Origin of the sequence: Pseudomonas sp. HMSC08G10 (assembly GCF_001808425.1) — a bacterium.
Lineage (GTDB): Bacteria > Pseudomonadota > Gammaproteobacteria > Pseudomonadales > Pseudomonadaceae > Aquipseudomonas > Aquipseudomonas guariconensis.
In genome coordinates this window covers 54,851-71,839 of the sequence record NZ_KV793310.1, presented here as the reverse complement: position 1 = coordinate 71,839, position 16,989 = coordinate 54,851, and the positions used below count along the sequence as shown (strand labels likewise).

Sequence of the window (16,989 nt, the reverse complement as noted above, 5' to 3'; positions counted from 1 at the left end):
ACCTTGTCCATCACCACTTTCGGGTAGCCGGAACAGGAGCCGATCTTGAGCCCCTTGTCACGCACCGCTGCGATGGCCTCAAGGGCACCTGGGATCAGCGCCGAATGCACGGCGATCTTCTCGATCTGCAGGGGCATGAAGCGCTCGTAGATGGCTGTGACGTCGTCGTCGGTCGGTGTACGACCGAACACCTTGCGGTAGCGCTCGGCAATCTCGGGCACATCGCACAGGGTACGGATGTGATCCCACTTGCCCATGCCCATCGGGCCGCGGGCTTCGTCCAGGGAAACGCTCACACCGAATTCGGCGAAGGCTTCGACGAAGATCTGGGTGGGCGCGAACGAGCCGAAATCGACGACGGTACCGGCCCAGTCGAGAATCGCGGCTTGCAACGAGGAAGGCTGTTCGTAGTGCATCGTGGTGGCTCCGGAAATCGCTAACAGGCACCCAAGATCCGCGCACGGAATCCAGGTCAACGGTATGGGAAAGCGTCGAGGCAGCTAAGCGTGCCGCCTCGACAGGGCCGACTCAGGCAGCTGGACGTTGCATGTCCACGCCCATCGCCAGAAGAGCGTCGGCGATGGCACGCAGCAGTTGGTGAACGATGTGTTCGTCGATCTGGCCGATGCAGCCGATGCGGAAGCTTTCGGCCACGGTCAGCTTGCCGGGGTAGATGATGAACTGGCGGGCCTTGAGCTCGTCGTAGAAGCGCTTGAAGTCGAAGTTCGGATGTTCAGGGCTGAAGAACGTGGTGATGATCGGCGACAGCCAGCAGTCTTCAAGCAAGGTCTTGAAGCCCAGCTCGCGCATGCCGGCCACCAGCACATCGCGATTGCGCGTGTAGCGCGCCTGCCGGCCCGCTACGCCACCTTCGGCACGGTGCTGCTCCAAGGCCTTGTGGAAGGCCACCACGCTGTGGGTCGGCGGAGTGAAGCGCCATTGTCCGGTGCGCTCCATGTAGGCCCACTGCTCGAACAAGTCCAGACTCAGGGAGTTGGCGCGGCCCTTGGCGGCCTCCAGCACACTGCGACGGATAATCACGAAACCGAACCCCGGGATGCCTTCGATGCATTTGTTGGCAGACGAGACCAGCACATCGAAGGCGATGTCCTGAACGGTCAGGGGCACGGCGCCGAAGGAGCTCATGGCATCGACGATCAGGCTCTTGCCGTGGGCCTTGACCACGTCGGCAATGGCACGCAGCGGGTTGAGGATGCCGGAGCTGGTTTCGCAGTGGACGATGAAGACGTTGGTGACGTCCGGGTTGGCCTTGAGCAGCGCATCGACTTCATCCGGCTGGGGCGGCAGGTAGTCGCCCTTGTCCAGGGTGATGTAGGCGCGATGGAGGTATTCGAGGGTCTTGCTGGCGCGCTGGCCGTAGGCGCCATTCATCAGTACCAGGGCCTTGCCGTCCTTGGGGATGGCCGTGGCCAGGGCCGCCTCGACCGAATAACTGCCGCTGCCTTGCAGCGGGACGCAGGCGAAGCTGTCATCCGTCACGCCGGCCATGCTCAGCAGTTGCTGGCGAACCTCGGCCGTGACCCGGTTGAAATCACCGTCCCATGAACCCCAGTCGCGCAGCATGGCCTCCTTGGTGGCCTTGGAGGTGGTAAGCGGGCCCGGCGTCAGCAGGTAGGGCTCACCCTGGGCAGGTGGGGCGAGAGGGAGGGCTTCGGCTTTGGTCATGATCTTCTCCGGCGGTTTTGTTTTTGTGAAGGAGTGATGCATGAGCGCATGGAAACAATTTGCACTGGATAAGAAAAATCGATTTATCGTATTTCACAAATAAGCTTTATTTATTCATCGCAGTTTCCAATGCCTTCACCGCCTAGACCCATCGCATTTCACGATCATCGCCAGGCACATTCTCGATTGCTCGCAGCGCCAGCCTCCTGCAAGCTGCCCTGCCCGCCTTCGCAACGAGGAACCCGAACGTGTCCGCCTGGCTTCCGATGCCGCTACGTCATTTCAAGCAGCGCTTGCGCAACGAGTCACCCGCTGACAACAGGCTCCTGGCGTTCTTTCAGGACAAGGCCGACAGCCGCGGCTACCAGCTGAGCGACGGGCAACGTCGCGTCATCCAGGCCATGGCCGAACAACTGGCCCTGCTGGAACAGGGCCAGGCGCGCAGCCTCTACCTGCATGGTTCGGTGGGGCGTGGCAAGAGTTGGCTGCTCGACGGGTTCTTCCAGGCCGTGCCGGTCGAGGCAAAGCGCCGCCTGCACTTTCATGATTTCTTCGCCCGCCTGCACCAGGGCATGCACCGCAACCGGGCGCTGAATGATGCCTTGGGCGCAACGTTGGACGAACTGCTCGATCACTGCCAAGTGCTGTGCTTCGATGAATTCCATGTCCATGACATCGGCGATGCCATGCTCCTCACCCGCCTGTTCAACGCGCTGTTCGACCGGGGCGTGTGCCTGCTGGTGACCTCCAACTATGCCCCCGAGGGGCTGCTGCCCAACCCGCTGTATCACGAGCGCTTCCTGCCGGTGATCCGCCTGATCCACAGCCGCATGCAGGTACTGGAAGTCGACGGCGACACAGACTTTCGCAGCCTGCCGGCGAACCGCGCACATCAGCGCTTCACCCAAGGGCATTACCTGTGGCCAGGGGATGCCGACCAGCGCCAGGGCTTGGCGCTACCGGTCGCGCAGCCAGTCCTGCTGGAGGTGAACAAACGCAACCTGCGCGCCCTGGCCAGCCAGGGTCGAACGGTGATGTTCGCCTTTGCCGACCTGTGCGAACAGGCCACAGCGGTAATCGACTATCTGGCGTTGGCCGAGCGATTCGACGCGTGGATCATCGACGGGCTGGACGACCTGTCCGAATGCTCGCTGGCCGCGCAGCAACGCTTCGTCAATCTGGTGGATGTGCTGTACGACCAGGACAAGACCCTGACAGTGATCGGCCAGCGGCCGCTGGCAGAGAGCCTGGGCGGCTCACTCGCCGACCTGATGCGTACCCGCAGCCGCCTGGGGCAACTGCATCAGGTCGGGCCTGACTGAGCGCACGCTTCGCACTGCCCAGTCAACTCGCCCTGGGCAGATCCGCCAACACCCCTTCGATTTCAATGAGCACCGCCGGATCGTCCAGCGTCGAAGGCGGCACGTAGTCCTGGCCATCGGCGATCTTGCGCAGCACCGCGCGCAGGATCTTGCCCGAACGGGTCTTGGGCAGGCGCTTGACCAGACGCACGCGATTGAAACACGCCAAGGCGCCAATCTGCTCGCGCACGCTGGCCACCAGCTCTGCCTGCAACTGCTGCTCGCCGATCCCATCGCCGTCCTTGAGCACTACCAGCGCCAGCGGTACCTGGCCCTTGATCTCGTCATGAACGCCGATCACTGCGCATTCGGCCACCGCCGGATGGCGGGCGACCAGGTCTTCCATTTCACCCGTGGACAGGCGATGGCCCGAGACGTTTATGACATCGTCAGTGCGCCCCATGATGTAGACGAAGCCCTCATCGTCCAGGTAGCCGCCGTCACCGGTGTGGTAATAGCCCGGGTGGGGCTGCAGGTAGGCCTGCAGGTAACGCTCGTGATCCCCCCAAAGGGTCTGGCTGCAACCGGGCGGCAAGGGCAAGGCAATGACGATCGCGCCCTGCTCGTGCGGCCCCAAGAGCCGGCCTTCGTCATCGAGCACCTGCACGTTGTACCCCGGCACTGCGCGGTTGCTCGAGCCTGGCCGCGCCGCGCTGCCCTCCAGGCCCACGCAGGGCGCGGTGACCGGCCAGCCCGTCTCGGTCTGCCACCAGTGGTCGTGCACGGGTTTTCCGCTGACACGCTCCAGCCATTGGTGGGTGCTCGAATCCAGTTTCTCCCCGGCCAGGAACAACTGGCGCAGCGAGCTCAAATCATGACGACGGATCAGCGCTCCGTCCGGGTCTTCCTTGCGGATCGCCCGCATGGCGGTGGGGGCGCAGAACAGGCCATTGACCCGGTACTGCTCAACCACGCGCCAATAGGCCGAGGCGTCCGGGGTGCGAATGGGCTTGCCCTCGTAGAAGACCGTGGTGCAGCCGTTCATCAACGGCCCGTAGACGATCAGCGAGTGCCCGACTACCCAACCCACATCGGAGATGCCCCACCACACATCGCCGGCCTGCATGCCGTAGATATGCCGCATGGCATAGCACAGGGCGACTGCGTTACCGCCGTTCTCGCGCACGATGCCCTTGGGTTTTCCGGTGGTGCCGGAGGTGTACATGATGTAGAGCGGATCACCCGCCTCCAGCTCCACCGGGGGCACCGGGTCGACACCGGCCAGCGCCTGCTGCCAGTCCAGGTCGCGCCCCGGCTGCAGGGTGGCGTGGGCCTGCGGGCGTTGCAGCACCAAGATATGACGCGGCTGGTGCCTGGCCAGTTGCAAGGCGCGATCGACCAGCGGCTTGTATTCGATCACCCGGTCGAACTCCAGGCCACAGGAGGCGGTGAGCAGCAGCGTGGGTCGGGCGTCATCGATGCGCAGGGCCAGTTCGTTGGCGGCAAAGCCGCCGAACACCACCGAGTGCACGGCACCGATTCGCGCGCAGGCCAGCATGGCCATGGCGGCCTGGGGCACCATGGGCATGTAGATGATCACCCCATCGCCCTTGCCCACGCCCAACTGCCGCAGGAGGCCGGCCAGGCGGGCCACTTCATCTCGCAACTGGTGGTAGGTGAAGGTCTGTTGCACGCCGGTCACCGGCGAGTCGTAGATCAACGCCAGCTGGTCGCCGCGCCCCTGCTCGATCTGATGGTCCAGGGCCAGGTGGCAGCTGTTCAGGCGGCCATCGGCGAACCAGCGGTGGGTGCCGTCAGGGTTGTTCTGCAGGGTCAGGGAAGGCTTGCGATGCCAGGCCAGGTGTTCGGCCTGTTCGGCCCAGAAGGCGGCGGGATCGGCGATGGAGTGGGCGTAGCTGTGCTGGTAGGTCATGGCGATTTGCAACCCGGTACTTGTTGTTATTGAAGGGCGAACCCCGAGTATGGACCGGTACCCCGCGCCCGCCATCGGACTTAAGTCGCAACCGATATGCAAGATTGCACGGGGTTGTCGCCCCGCTACAGCACGAGGCCTAGAATAGGGCTTCTCGTGAGCCAAAGAGCCGTTTCAATGGATATCGACCAGGCCCGTACCTTCCTGGAAATCGTGCGCTGCGGCAGCCTCGTCGCCGCCGCCGAACGCCTGTTCGTATCGCAGACGGCCATCACCGCGCGGGTACAACGCCTCGAGCAGCAACTGGGCTGCCAGTTGTTCATCCGCAGCCGCAACGGCGCAACCCTCACCAGCGACGGCGAAGCGTTCATCGTCTACGCAAACCAGATGGTGCAGACCTGGGAGGCCGCCCGCCGCGACCTGCCGCTGCCCCAAGGGTGCCAGCAAGTGCTGCACGTGGGGGGCGAGGTGAGCCTGGCCAACCCGATGATGCTCGCCTGGGTCAGCGCCCTGCACCTGGAATTGCCCAGCCACGCCATTCGCAGCGAGGTGAGCGATGGCGAGTCGTTGCTGCGCAAGGTGGAAATGGGCCTGCTCGATGCCGCGCTGGTGTACCAGCCGACCTACGGCCCGGGGCTGCAGGTTGAGCAATTGATGGAGGAAAAGCTGATCCGCGTGCGCCGGGTCGGTCAACCCGAGCCCTATATCTACATCGACTGGGGCGAGGCCTTCCGTCGCCAGCATGATGCCGCCCTGCCCGACTGCGCACGCCCGGCGCTGAGCTTCAACCTGGGCCCCTTGGCCTTACAGTTCATCCTCGAGCAAGGGGGTAGCGGCTATTTCCGGACGCGGGTGGTGCAGGCCTACCTGGAAAAAGGCGTGGTCGAGCGGGTACCACAGGCGCCGGAATTCACCTACCCGACCTTTCTCGTCTACGCCCGCAAGCGCGACAGCGAGGCCTTGCAGCAAGCCTTCAATGTGCTGCGCCGGCTCGTGGCCACCGGCGACAGCGATTGGTCACAGCGCTGGGACCCGATGATCTGAACGTTGCGCGGCGGCGTTGAGCAGGTGCCGCTTGAGCCCGGCGATAAGATCGGTCTGGGTGATCACTCCAACCAACTTGTCTTCCTCGAGCACCGGCAGGCAATGCAGGCCCTGCTCGCTGAGCAACGGCAACAGGCGATCGAGCGGATGCTGGCTGCTGACACTGATGACCCGGCGGCTCATCACCTGCTCCATGCGCACCACCGGGCGACGGAACAGCCCACGCCAACTGAAACGTGTTCGGGCCATGGCCGGGCCGACCAGGTCGCTGAGGCTGACAATGCCCACCAAACGCCCTCCTTCCAGTACAGGCAAGGTCTTGAGCTGGTGGTTGGCAAGCATCTTCCAAGCCTGCTCCAAGGTGGTGGCCGGCGACGCGAACTGCACGTCACGGGACATCACCGAGGCCGCGGTGATACCGCCCAGATTGCGTTGCAGGGCGTGCTGCTCGGTGGCCAGGATGATGCGCTCGAGCTCATCGCGCGTAACGTCGACGAATTCGCCCAATTCTTCCAGGGCGACATCCAAATCTTCGCTGCTCACCCCGACCCGCTCGCCGGGCAGCGGATCGTGGGTGTGGTGCAGGTCTTTGCGCGGCAACGGGCCCTTGGGGTAGCGCACGCCGGTGAGACGGTTGTAGAGCACCGCCACGACAATCAGGATCAAAGCATCGAGCACGATCGGCTCGAGCAGATGGTTGCCCAGCGCCGTCAGCCCCGGGTCCGCCAGCACGGCACCTACCGCCACCCCGCCACCTGGAGGGTGCAGGCAGCGTAACAGGCACATCATCACGATCGACAGGCCCAAAGCGCTGGCTGCGACCCACAATTCAGTGCCCAGGTAATGACGCATCACCAAACCCACGATACAGGCCACGGCATAGCTGCCCAACACCGGCCACGGCTGGGCCAACGGCCCGGAATGCACCGCGAACACCAGCACTGCCGAGGCGGCCAGGGGGCCGAGCAGGTGCAGGGCGACCGAGGGGCCATAAGCCAGGCTGACGAGGGTTCCGGCAAGCAGCAGGCCAAGCAGCGCGCCAAGGCCAGCACGCAACCATTCTTTGGGAGGGATGTTCAGGGGCGCAGGCAATAAGCGCTGCAGACGGTTTTCGGGACGCGAGGCAGACATCAGGGCAGTCGATCGTGTTCTTCTTGATTTGAAAAGAAAGCCCAGCCGAACGGGCCTGGGCTTGTATTGCCAATGCAATAGCTTAATGGCTCCGTCCCTGGAGATGGAAACACGAAGTTTCATGGCGGCGATTGTGCCGGGTGTGATAGCAAGCGGGCCAATTCAAAAAAGTGCCGCTGTACTGCAATTTTTTTGCAGTGCCAGGCGCTGCGGTGGCCTCGTGGAAGTGGATTTACCGGCCAATACAGGGCTGACGGTGGTCCTCATGGGCGCTGGCGAAGCCTGCGATGGGCCGTGAGGCGGCCCCGAATCACAGACCGCACGGTGCGCCAATCGAGGTGCTGTCCGTGGCACCTTCAACGCCCCTTGCGTGGCAGCGCGATACTCACCCGCAAACCGCCCAACGGGCTTTCCTGCAGCGCCAGCGTCCCGCCCCAAGCCTCGACGATATCGCGCACGATACCCAGGCCCAGGCCATGCCCATCGACCTGCTCGTCCAAGCGCGAGCCCCGCTCCAGAACCTGCAGACGCGCGGCTTCGGGAATGCCAGGGCCGTCATCGTCGACCCACAGCTGATAACCCTCGACCGTCGGCGCGATACCCAGGCGCACCTCGCTGTCGGCCCATTTGCAGGCGTTGTCCAGCAGGTTGCCGAGCAGCTCCAGTAGATCCTCGCGGTCCCATGGCAACAACAGTCCCGGTGGCACATCGCGCTCGAGCAGCAGCCCTTCGCCATGGATCATGCCCAGGGTGCCGAGCAAGCCCGGCAGTTCGGCGTCGCAGTCGAACTGTGCACCGGGCAGCGCGTCGCCGGCCAGACGCGCACGGTTGAGTTCACGGGCCAGGCGTTGCTGGATCTGCTCGAGTTGCTCGCGCAGTTGCTCACGTACGTCCGGCAAGTCCTTCAGGCGTTCACTGGCCGCCAGGCTCAGCAGTACCGCCAGCGGCGTCTTCAAGGCATGGCCGAGATTACCCAAGGCGTTACGCGAGCGGCGCAGGCTGTCCTCGGTGTGCGCCAGCAGATGGTTGATCTGGTCCACCAAAGGTTGCAGCTCACTGGGCACCTGGGCATCGAGCTGAGAGCGCTGGCCTTGCTGCAACTGAGCGATCTGCTGGCGTGCCCGCTCCAGCGGGCGTAGCGAGCGGGTCACGGTCAGGCGCTGTAACACCAGCACCAACACCAACGCCACCAGCCCCATGCCAAGACCGATCTGTTGCATGCGCCTGAAGCCCTCGCGCACCGGGGAGTAATCCTGGGCCACGCTGATCGAGATGTCCTGGCCCAGGCGTCGGTAGTCCGCACGCAGGGTCAACAATTGCTGACCCTCCGGCCCTAGCTCAAGGCTATCCTCGAGCCCCGCAGCCGCAGGCTTGGGCATGTCCAAGTCCCACAGCGAGCGTGAGCGCCACGTGCCCTGGTCGAAGTCGATGCGAAAGTAATAGCCCGAAAAAGGGCGCTGATAGGCCGCCGATACGCGTCGCTCGTCCAGCTGCAGCCCTGACGGCCCGCGCACCAGGGCCACCAGCAGGTTTTCGCTCTCCTTGCGCAGGCCGGCCTCCAGGTAACGCTGCAAGCCGACCTCGAACAGCCACAGACTCAGCTGGGCCAGGACCAGGCCGACCACCACCAGCACGGCCACCAGACCCAGGCTCAAGCGTGCCTGGATCGACCTCACGCCGCGCTCCCGGCATACACGTAACCCTGGCCGCGGCGGGTCTCGATCACGCTGCGACCGAGCTTGCGGCGCAGGTGGTTGACATGCACTTCCAGCACGTTGGAGTCGCGCTCGGTTTCGCCATCATACAGGTGCTCGGCCAAGTGACTCTTGGACAACACCTGTTGCGGGTGCAGCATGAAGTAGCGCAACAAGCGAAACTCCGCAGCGGTCAGTTGAATGTCGACACCTTCGCGGATCACGCATTGACGGCCTTCATCCAAGTGCAGGCCAGCGGCCTCCAGCGTCGGCTGATTGGCCAGCCCCCGGGCACGACGCAACAACGACTGGATACGCAGTTGCAGCTCCTCGGGGTGGAAAGGTTTGGTCAGATAGTCATCGGCGCCGGCCTTGAGCCCTTCGATGCGCTCGGCCCAGGAGCCGCGCGCGGTGAGGATCAGCACCGGCGTGGCCAGGTTGGCGGTGCGCCACTGGCTCAGTACCTCGAGCCCTGGCAGGCCGGGCAGCCCCAGGTCAAGGATGATCAGATCGTAAGGTTCGCTCTGGCCTTGGTACACCGCGTCACGGCCATCGGCCAGCCAGTCCACGGCATACCCCTGGCGCTGCAAGCCGGCGATCAATTCGTCGGCCAGGGGGACATTGTCCTCGACAAGCAGCAGGCGCATTCAGTCGTCTTCCTCGTCTTTGAGCAGCTCACCGGTGCGGGCATCGAGCTTGATCTCCCGTACCACGCCGGCCGGAGTCAGCAACTCGACCTCGTAGGCGTATCGGTCATGTTTCTCTTCGAGCTCCGCCTCCAGCAAACGCGCCCCGGGATAACGTCCCAGGGCGGATTCGAGCAGGTGTTCCAATGGCAGGATGACGCCCTTCTGACGTAGTTCGAGGGCTTCATCCTGGTCCAGATCTCTAGCACCGGCCAGCGAACAGGCGGCCATCAGGGCCAGGGCCAGGTAGCGCGCCGTTCGCGGTAGATCACTCATCAGTTGTCTCGTTCGTCCTTGAGGACTTCACCGGTCTTGGCGTCCAGGTCCACGTCCCATTCGACGTTCTGGGTGTCGCGCAGCTCGACTTTGTAGATGTAGCGGCCGTACTCGTTCTCAAGCTCGGAGTCGGTCACGCTGGCACCCGGGTGCTTGGCTATGGCGGCAGCCTTGAGCTCCTCCAGGGACTTGATGGTCTTGGCATTGACCAGCTTCACCACTTCATCGGGCTGAACGTCCTTGGCGAAGGCAGCATTGGCACCGAAAGCGAGGGCGGCGGCAGTGAACAGGGCAGTCAAAGTTTTCATGGGTTCTCTCTCCATCGAGATCAGCAAGTTGTCTACGGGGTTAAGATTACCCCGCGGTCCTTAATCCAACCTGAAAACAGCTGGCCGCATGATAGCGCAGCTTTGTCTCCCATTTCGCGGGTAAACCCGCTCCCGCAGACACACCTATGGGCGCGTGCTTGCCTGCGAAAAGGCCGATACAGACAATCCCCTTTATAATCACCCGCTTGTTGCCTGCGAGATCTGTCATGAGCGCCATCCACATCAAGTACCCCGCCCTGACCTTCAAGGCAGGCCAACGCGCCTTGCGCCAGATCCGCGAGCGCGGCCTGCGGGCAGCCGATGTGGGCGTATTGCCAGGCGCCGCTGGTGGGCCCAAGCCACTGGGCATCCAAGGGCTGGACCTGGCGCTGTTTGGTGAGTGGCTGCCCTCGGCCCCGCGCCAACGCGCACTGATCGGTGCCTCGATCGGTGCCTGGCGCTTCGCCAGTGCTTGCCTGAGCGACCCCGTCGATGGCCTGCGCCGCCTGGGTGAGTTGTACACCGAGCAGAGTTTTGCCAAAGGCGTGACGCCGACCGAAGTCAGCCAGAGCTGCACGCGCATGCTCGATGAACTGCTGCAAGGCCGCGATGGGCAGATTCTCGCCAACCCGCATTACCGCCTGAACATCATGGTGGTCAAAAGCCATGGCCTGCTCGCCGACGACCATCGCGCTCGCCTGGGCATGGGGTTGTCCTCGGTGATCGCCAACAACCTGCTGGGACGCTCGCGCCTGGGACGGCACTTCGAGCGGGTCATCCTGCACGACGGGCGTGCCGCGCCACCGCTGGACGCCCTGACCGACTTCCCGTCGCGCTGCCTGCCACTGGACCTGGCCAACCTGCGCCAAGCACTGCTCGCCTCAGGCTCGATCCCCATGGTGATGGAAGGCGTACGTGACATTCCCGGCGCAGGTGCCGGCACCTACCGCGACGGCGGCCTGCTCGACTATCACCTGGACCTGCCGTATCAAGGCGACGACTTGGTGCTCTACCCACACTTCACCGACAAAGTGGTGCCCGGCTGGTTCGACAAAGCCCTGCCTTGGCGCCGCGGCGATGCCACACGCTTGCAGAACGTGCTGCTGATGACGCCATCCCCCCAGTACCTGGCCGCCCTGCCCTACGGCAAGCTGCCAGACCGCAACGACTTCAAACGCTTCATGGACGATGCGCCTGCGCGAAAGCGTTACTGGTACAAGGCCATTGCCGAGAGCCGGCGCCTGGGCGATGAACTGCTGGAGCTGATCACCACCGGGCGGCTGCACGAACAGCTGCAAGCCTTGTAACGGGCATGCTGATAAACTGCACGCCAGCATTGTTTTCAAGAGTCTCTAAAGCGTGGAAATCTTCAAGGAATTTACTTTCGAATCGGCCCACCGCCTGCCCAACGTTCCCGCCGGGCATAAGTGCGGTCGCCTGCACGGCCATTCGTTCAAGGTCGGTCTGCACCTGACCGGGCCGCTCGACCCTCACACCGGCTGGATCCGCGACTTCGCCGAGATCAAGGCGATCTTCAAGCCGATCTACGAACAGTTGGATCACAACTACCTGAACGACATTCCGGGCCTGGAGAACCCCACCAGCGAAGTGATCGCCAAGTGGATCTGGGACCAAGTCAAGCCCCTGCTGCCGGAGCTGTCGAAGGTCCGCATCCATGAAACCTGCACCAGCGGCTGCGAATACAGCGGCGACTGAGTTCGCTGGACGGGCGCCTGCGCGGCGCCCCTGCTCGCGGCCGGCGGGCTAACCCAGCGCCTGCTTGAGAAAGGACGGCGCGATGTAGCGTTGGTAGTGCGCTTCGGAAAGCAGGAAGAACTCCCGGTCGATGGCATCGCGCAACTGCGGCAGCTCCCAATCGCGAAACTCCGGCAGCAAGGCCATGCCGTAGGCTTCCAGGTCCCGGATCATGCGCGCGCCGCGGGCGATCAATTGGTAGGCCCAGCAATACTCGGACTGGTGCGCCAGAAAACGAATCGAACGTTGCTCCAGTTGCTGGCGCAGACGCTGTTTGTCGAACACTTCCAGCTTGGCCATCATCACCTGCACCAGCAGTTGCTCCAGGCGCTGCCAGACGGCACGTTTTTCGTCCTCGTCGTAGCTGTTCCAGTGGATCACTTCATGATGAAAGCGCTTGCAACCCCGGCATACCAGGTCGCCATAGACCGTGGAGCAGAGCCCTACGCAAGGGGTTTTGATGGAGTGGTTGGACATGTACAGACAACAGCCTGGAGGTGGAACACCCAGCAATGTTAGCCCTTTGTCTAAGCAGGGTCACTCGTTAAAGTCGTGTGCGCCGCCTTACGTTCGCCCTTTTTTTCCCGTAGAATCACACCGCCTTTTCAAGGCACCAATGTCCGTTGGAAGCTGTTTTCAAAGCGTCACGAGCACAGTTCATCCGGTAGAACGGCGTTGGCCGGGGCATGCCACCGTGCATGGCCCGCGCCAGCCCTCATCAGCTCACCGTTCTACAGGCGTAAAACTTTGAAAGCAGCTTCTGTAAGGATTCTCTGCGACCCTGGCTGGGCGGCCCAAAAAGCCGTCATTGCGCATGGGTGCAAAGAATGCTGGATGAGCGTCCCGGACTCCCCTTTAGGGACCACTGATGAGGGTAATAACTGTGCTTGAAGCCTACCGCAAACACATCGAAGAGCGTGCCGCCCTGGGCATCGTGCCCCAGCCGCTTAACGCCGAACAAACTGCAGGCCTGGTCGAGCTGCTGAAAAACCCGCCGGCCGGCGAAGAAGCCTTCCTCGTAGACCTGATCACCCACCGCGTTCCCCCAGGAGTCGACGAAGCCGCCTACGTCAAGGCCGCTTTCCTCTCCGCCATCGCCAAGGGCGAAGCCAAATCCCCGCTGATCGACCGCAAGCACGCCACCGAGCTGCTGGGCACCATGCAGGGCGGCTACAACATCGAGACGCTGGTCGCGCTGCTGGATGACGCCGAACTGGGCGCCGTCGCGGCCGAACAGCTCAAGCACACCCTGCTGATGTTCGATGCCTTCCACGATGTGGCTGAAAAAGCCAAGGCCGGCAACGCTCACGCCAAGGCCGTCCTGGAATCCTGGGCTGCCGGCGAATGGTTCACCGCCCGCCCGGCCATCGCCGACAAGTACACCCTGACCGTGTTCAAGGTGCCTGGCGAAACCAACACCGACGACCTGTCCCCTGCCCCGGACGCCTGGTCGCGCCCTGACATCCCTCTGCACGCCTTGGCCATGCTGAAAATGGCCCGTGACGGCATCGAGCCGCAGCAGCCTGGCTCGGTCGGCCCATTGGCCCAGATCGAAGCGGTCAAGGCCAAGGGCTTCCCGGTCGCCTACGTCGGTGACGTGGTCGGTACCGGTTCCTCGCGTAAATCGGCCACCAACTCGGTGCTGTGGTTCTTCGGCGACGACATCCCGTACGTGCCGAACAAGCGCGCCGGTGGCTTCTGCTTCGGCACCAAGATCGCCCCGATCTTCTACAACACCATGGAAGACGCCGGCGCCCTGCCGATCGAATTCGACTGCACCAACCTGGCCATGGGCGACGTCATCGACGTCTATCCGTTCAAAGGTGAAGTACGCCGCCATGGCAGCGACGAGCTTGTCACCACCTTCGAGCTGAAAACCGAAGTCCTGCTGGATGAAGTCCGCGCTGGCGGCCGTATCCCGCTGATCGTCGGCCGTGGCCTGACCGAGAAAGCCCGTGCCGAACTGGGCCTGGGTGCTTCGGATCTGTTCAAGAAGCCAGAGCAGCCTGCCGACACCGGCAAGGGCTTCACCCTGGCGCAGAAGATGGTCGGCCGCGCTTGCGGTCTGCCAGAAGGCCAGGGCGTGCGCCCAGGTGCCTACTGCGAGCCGAAGATGACCACCGTCGGCTCCCAGGACACCACCGGCCCGATGACCCGCGACGAGCTCAAAGACCTCGCCTGCCTGGGCTTCTCCGCCGATCTGGTCATGCAGTCGTTCTGCCACACCGCGGCCTATCCGAAGCCGATCGACGTCAACACCCACCACACCCTGCCGGATTTCATCCGTACCCGTGGCGGCGTGTCCCTGCGTCCAGGCGACGGCATCATCCACAGCTGGCTGAACCGCATGCTGCTGCCTGACACCGTCGGCACCGGCGGCGACTCGCACACCCGCTTCCCGATCGGCATTTCCTTCCCGGCCGGTTCCGGCCTGGTCGCCTTCGCCGCTGCCACCGGCGTCATGCCGCTGGACATGCCGGAGTCGGTACTGGTTCGCTTCAAGGGCAAGCTGCAGCCTGGCATCACCCTGCGTGACCTGGTCCACGCCATCCCTTACTACGCCATCCAGCAGGGCCTGCTGACTGTCGAGAAGAAGGGCAAGAAGAACATCTTCTCCGGTCGCATCCTGGAGATCGAAGGCCTCAACGAGCTGACCGTCGAACAAGCCTTCGAGCTGTCCGACGCCTCGGCCGAGCGTTCCGCCGCCGGTTGCACCATCAAGCTGCCGGAAGAGTCGATCGCCGAGTACCTGAAGTCCAACATCACCCTGCTGCGCTGGATGATCAGCGAAGGCTACGGTGATGCCCGTACCCTGGAGCGCCGCGCCCAAGCGATGGAAGCCTGGCTGGCCAAGCCTCAGCTGCTGTCCGCCGATGCCGACGCCGAGTACGCTGCGGTCATCGAGATCGACCTGGCCGACGTCAAGGAGCCTGTGCTCTGCGCGCCGAACGACCCGGACGACGCCCGTCTGCTGTCGACCGTCGCCGGCGACAAGATCGACGAAGTGTTCATCGGTTCGTGCATGACCAACATCGGTCACTTCCGCGCTGCAGGCAAGCTGCTGGACAAGGTCAAGGGTGGCATTCCAACCCGTCTGTGGCTGGCCCCGCCAACCAAGATGGACGCCCACCAGCTGACCGAGGAAGGCTACTACGGCATCTACGGCAAAGCCGGTGCGCGCATGGAAATGCCAGGCTGCTCGCTGTGCATGGGTAACCAGGCACGTGTACAGACCGGTTCGACCGTGGTCTCCACCTCGACCCGTAACTTCCCGAACCGTCTGGGCGACGCCACCAACGTCTACCTGGCTTCGGCCGAGCTGGCCGCAGTTGCCTCGATCCTCGGCAAGCTGCCGACCGTCGAAGAGTACCTGCAGTACGCCAAGGACATCGACAGCATGGCTGCCGACGTCTACCGCTACCTGAGCTTCGACCAAATCGCCGAGTTCCGCGAAGCGGCGGCCAACGCCAAGATCCCAGTGGTCCAGGCGTAATGAGCGGCAAGCTGTAAGCTACAAGCTGTAATAAGAAGCCCCGGCAGAGATGCCGGGGCTTTTTTGTGGGCCTTGCATTGACTGCCCTGGACGCCTGGCAGGCACAAGCAGATGGAACAACGTGCAGGTTTACCCGCGAGAGGCTGACAAGGCGCACTCACATCACAAAGAGATCGACAAACCGCTGCACCGCTGTGCCTTCCAGCCTCGCCTGATCCTTGCACAAGGCAAAGATCTCATCACAGCGCTGACGCACGAACCGCGTCGCCAGGTTCTCCCTGAACTTGGCCTCCAACAGCGGTATGCCCTCCCCGCGTCGCCGCCGATGGCCGATCGGGTACTCCACCACCACCTGGGCGGTATGGGTCCCGTCCTTGAAAAACACCTGCAGCCCATTGGCAATGGAGCGCTTGTCCGCCTCCAGGTATTCCCGGCTGAAGCGCGGCTCCTCGACCACTTCCATCTTCTCGCGCAAGCGATCGATGCTGGGATGGGCCGCATGGAACGCATCCTCGTAGTGCTCGGCTACCAGGTTGCCGAAGATCAGCGGCACTGCAGTCATGTACTGCAGGCAGTGGTCACGATCGGCCGCATTGGCCAAGGGGCCGACCTTGGAGATGATGCGGATCGCCGACTCGTTGGTGGCGATGACGATGCGATCGACTTCGTGCAGGCGATTGCGCACCTGCGGGTGCAGCGTCACGGCAGCCTCACAGGCCGTCTGCGCGTGGAATTCGGCCGGGAAGCTGATCTTGAACAGCACGTTCTCCATGACATAAGTGCCGAACGCTTGAGGCAGGCGCAACGTGCGCTGGTCGACGGACTTGAGCGCCAAGTCCTTGTTGGTATGGCTGAACGAGACATCGTAGAAGCCCCACTGCGACGCCGTGAGTACACCCGGTACGCCCATCTCGCCACGCATGGCGATATCGGCCAGGCGCACTCCCCGACTGGACGCGTCGCCCGCCGCCCACGACTTGCGCGAGCCGGCATTGGGCGCATGACGGTACGTACGCAGCGCCTGGCCATCGACGAAGGCATGGGACAAGGCCGAGAGCAATTGCGCCCGATTGGCGCCCATCAGTTTGGCGCACACTGCCGTGGAGGCAACCTTGACCAGTACCACGTGATCGAGGCCGACGCGATTGAAGGCGTTTTCCAAGGCCAGCACCCCCTGGATCTCGTGTGCCATGACCATGGCTTCGAGCACGGTGCGCATGGTCAGCGGCGATTCACCGTTGGCCACGCGTTTTTGCGAAAGGTGGTCGGCAACCGCAAGGATGCCGCCCAGGTTATCGGAGGGATGGGCCCATTCGGCGGCCAGCCAGGTGTCGTTGTAATCCAGCCAGCGCACGGTACAGCCGATGTCCCAGGCAGCCTTGACCGGGTCCAGCCGGTAGGCCGTACCGGGCACCCTTGCGCCATAAGGGACCACTGTGCCCTCCACCAGCGGGCCGAGGTGCTTGGTGCATTCAGGAAAGCGCAGCGCCAGCAAGCCACAGCCCAGGGTGTCCATCAGACAGTTACGGGCGGTATCCAGGGCTTCGACCGACTCGACCTGGTAGTCGAGTACGTAGTCGGCGATGGTCTGCAGGACCCGGTCGTAGTCCGGGCGGTCGTTGAGGTCTACGTTGGCGCTCATTGTCTGCTCCCTTGAATAGGGGGCCGCAGCGCAGCCCCTC

15 protein-coding genes are annotated in these 16,989 nt (G+C 63.5%); 5 read left to right on the top strand and 10 right to left on the bottom strand.

Going from position 1 to position 16,989, the window contains the following annotated elements; genetic code table 11:
- Window positions 1–416, bottom strand: a 416-nt coding sequence (locus tag HMPREF3173_RS25020) for an HAD family hydrolase (RefSeq protein ID WP_256544489.1), incomplete at its 3' end; no start/stop codon positions are given.
- Window positions 417–528: 112 nt separating this feature from the next.
- Window positions 529–1,686, bottom strand: coding sequence for a 2-aminoethylphosphonate--pyruvate transaminase (locus HMPREF3173_RS14385; RefSeq protein ID WP_070574046.1), 1,158 nt, complete (start codon window positions 1,684–1,686; stop codon window positions 529–531).
- A gap of 248 nt (window positions 1,687–1,934) precedes the next feature.
- Between HMPREF3173_RS14385 and zapE the strand changes: the two genes are divergently transcribed.
- On the top strand, window positions 1,935–3,008 hold the full coding sequence (zapE, locus tag HMPREF3173_RS14380) for a cell division protein ZapE (RefSeq protein WP_070574043.1): 1,074 nt from the start codon (window positions 1,935–1,937) through the stop codon (window positions 3,006–3,008).
- 22 nt (window positions 3,009–3,030) lie between these two features.
- Here zapE and HMPREF3173_RS14375 read toward each other — a convergent pair whose 3' ends face one another.
- Window positions 3,031–4,920 carry a propionyl-CoA synthetase gene (locus HMPREF3173_RS14375; protein WP_070574049.1) on the bottom strand — a complete coding sequence of 630 codons (1,890 nt, stop codon included), beginning with the start codon at window positions 4,918–4,920 and terminating at the stop codon, window positions 3,031–3,033.
- A gap of 177 nt (window positions 4,921–5,097) precedes the next feature.
- Between HMPREF3173_RS14375 and HMPREF3173_RS14370 the strand changes: the two genes are divergently transcribed.
- Window positions 5,098–5,964 carry a LysR family transcriptional regulator gene (locus tag HMPREF3173_RS14370; RefSeq protein WP_070574040.1) on the top strand — a complete coding sequence of 289 codons (867 nt, stop codon included), beginning with the start codon at window positions 5,098–5,100 and terminating at the stop codon, window positions 5,962–5,964.
- Here HMPREF3173_RS14370 and HMPREF3173_RS14365 read toward each other — a convergent pair.
- From HMPREF3173_RS14365 to HMPREF3173_RS14345, 5 genes are all read right to left on the bottom strand, one after another.
- The gene (locus tag HMPREF3173_RS14365) at window positions 5,938–7,095 is read right to left on the bottom strand and encodes an HPP family protein (protein WP_070574037.1); all 1,158 of its coding nucleotides are present in this window, start codon (window positions 7,093–7,095) and stop codon (window positions 5,938–5,940) included. The two genes, HMPREF3173_RS14370 and HMPREF3173_RS14365, sit on opposite strands and share 27 nt — an antisense overlap.
- Before the next feature lie 356 nt (window positions 7,096–7,451).
- Entirely contained in the window at window positions 7,452–8,771 is a 1,320-nt protein-coding gene (locus HMPREF3173_RS14360) for a sensor histidine kinase (protein WP_070574035.1), read from the bottom strand.
- Complete coding sequence (locus HMPREF3173_RS14355) at window positions 8,768–9,436, bottom strand: response regulator transcription factor (protein WP_070574033.1); 669 nt, start codon at window positions 9,434–9,436, stop codon at window positions 8,768–8,770. Before HMPREF3173_RS14355 ends, HMPREF3173_RS14360 begins: the two co-directional genes overlap by 4 nt.
- The gene (locus HMPREF3173_RS14350; RefSeq protein WP_070574031.1) at window positions 9,437–9,751 is read right to left on the bottom strand and encodes a PepSY domain-containing protein; all 315 of its coding nucleotides are present in this window, start codon (window positions 9,749–9,751) and stop codon (window positions 9,437–9,439) included. It lies immediately after the preceding gene.
- The gene (locus HMPREF3173_RS14345) at window positions 9,751–10,059 is read right to left on the bottom strand and encodes a PepSY domain-containing protein (protein ID WP_070574029.1); all 309 of its coding nucleotides are present in this window, start codon (window positions 10,057–10,059) and stop codon (window positions 9,751–9,753) included. The genes HMPREF3173_RS14350 and HMPREF3173_RS14345 overlap by 1 nt, the downstream gene beginning before the upstream one ends.
- A gap of 227 nt (window positions 10,060–10,286) precedes the next feature.
- Here HMPREF3173_RS14345 and HMPREF3173_RS14340 point away from each other — a divergent pair, with 227 nt between their 5' ends.
- Complete coding sequence (locus HMPREF3173_RS14340; RefSeq protein ID WP_070574027.1) at window positions 10,287–11,366, top strand: patatin-like phospholipase family protein; 1,080 nt, start codon at window positions 10,287–10,289, stop codon at window positions 11,364–11,366.
- Between the two features lie 52 nt (window positions 11,367–11,418).
- On the top strand, window positions 11,419–11,775 hold the full coding sequence (queD, locus tag HMPREF3173_RS14335) for a 6-carboxytetrahydropterin synthase QueD (RefSeq protein ID WP_043213989.1): 357 nt from the start codon (window positions 11,419–11,421) through the stop codon (window positions 11,773–11,775).
- A gap of 48 nt (window positions 11,776–11,823) precedes the next feature.
- Here the strand turns inward: queD and HMPREF3173_RS14330 are convergent, their stop codons facing one another.
- On the bottom strand, window positions 11,824–12,291 hold the full coding sequence (locus HMPREF3173_RS14330; RefSeq protein WP_070574025.1) for a DUF1289 domain-containing protein: 468 nt from the start codon (window positions 12,289–12,291) through the stop codon (window positions 11,824–11,826).
- 406 nt (window positions 12,292–12,697) lie between these two features.
- Between HMPREF3173_RS14330 and acnB the strand changes: the two genes are divergently transcribed.
- Window positions 12,698–15,307: a bifunctional aconitate hydratase 2/2-methylisocitrate dehydratase gene (gene acnB, locus HMPREF3173_RS14325; RefSeq protein WP_043213992.1), complete on the top strand. Its 2,610-nt coding sequence runs from the start codon at window positions 12,698–12,700 to the stop codon at window positions 15,305–15,307.
- Window positions 15,308–15,464: 157 nt separating this feature from the next.
- Here the strand turns inward: acnB and prpD are convergent, their stop codons facing one another.
- Window positions 15,465–16,949, bottom strand: coding sequence for a 2-methylcitrate dehydratase (gene prpD, locus HMPREF3173_RS14320; protein ID WP_070574023.1), 1,485 nt, complete (start codon window positions 16,947–16,949; stop codon window positions 15,465–15,467).
- Between the last annotated feature and the right edge of the window lie 40 nt (window positions 16,950–16,989).

Coding starts and splice junctions, on each gene's coding strand:
- HMPREF3173_RS14365 (WP_070574037.1), bottom strand. CDS start 7,095: ATGTCTGCCTCGCGTCCCGAAAACCGTCTGCAGCGCTTATTGCCTGCG.
- HMPREF3173_RS14330 (WP_070574025.1), bottom strand. CDS start 12,291: ATGTCCAACCACTCCATCAAAACCCCTTGCGTAGGGCTCTGCTCCACG.
- HMPREF3173_RS14385 (WP_070574046.1), bottom strand. CDS start 1,686: ATGACCAAAGCCGAAGCCCTCCCTCTCGCCCCACCTGCCCAGGGTGAG.
- HMPREF3173_RS14355 (WP_070574033.1), bottom strand. CDS start 9,436: ATGCGCCTGCTGCTTGTCGAGGACAATGTCCCCCTGGCCGACGAATTG.
- HMPREF3173_RS14370 (WP_070574040.1), top strand. CDS start 5,098: ATGGATATCGACCAGGCCCGTACCTTCCTGGAAATCGTGCGCTGCGGC.
- HMPREF3173_RS14340 (WP_070574027.1), top strand. CDS start 10,287: ATGAGCGCCATCCACATCAAGTACCCCGCCCTGACCTTCAAGGCAGGC.
- HMPREF3173_RS14375 (WP_070574049.1), bottom strand. CDS start 4,920: ATGACCTACCAGCACAGCTACGCCCACTCCATCGCCGATCCCGCCGCC.
- HMPREF3173_RS14350 (WP_070574031.1), bottom strand. CDS start 9,751: ATGAGTGATCTACCGCGAACGGCGCGCTACCTGGCCCTGGCCCTGATG.
- prpD (WP_070574023.1), bottom strand. CDS start 16,949: ATGAGCGCCAACGTAGACCTCAACGACCGCCCGGACTACGACCGGGTC.
- HMPREF3173_RS14345 (WP_070574029.1), bottom strand. CDS start 10,059: ATGAAAACTTTGACTGCCCTGTTCACTGCCGCCGCCCTCGCTTTCGGT.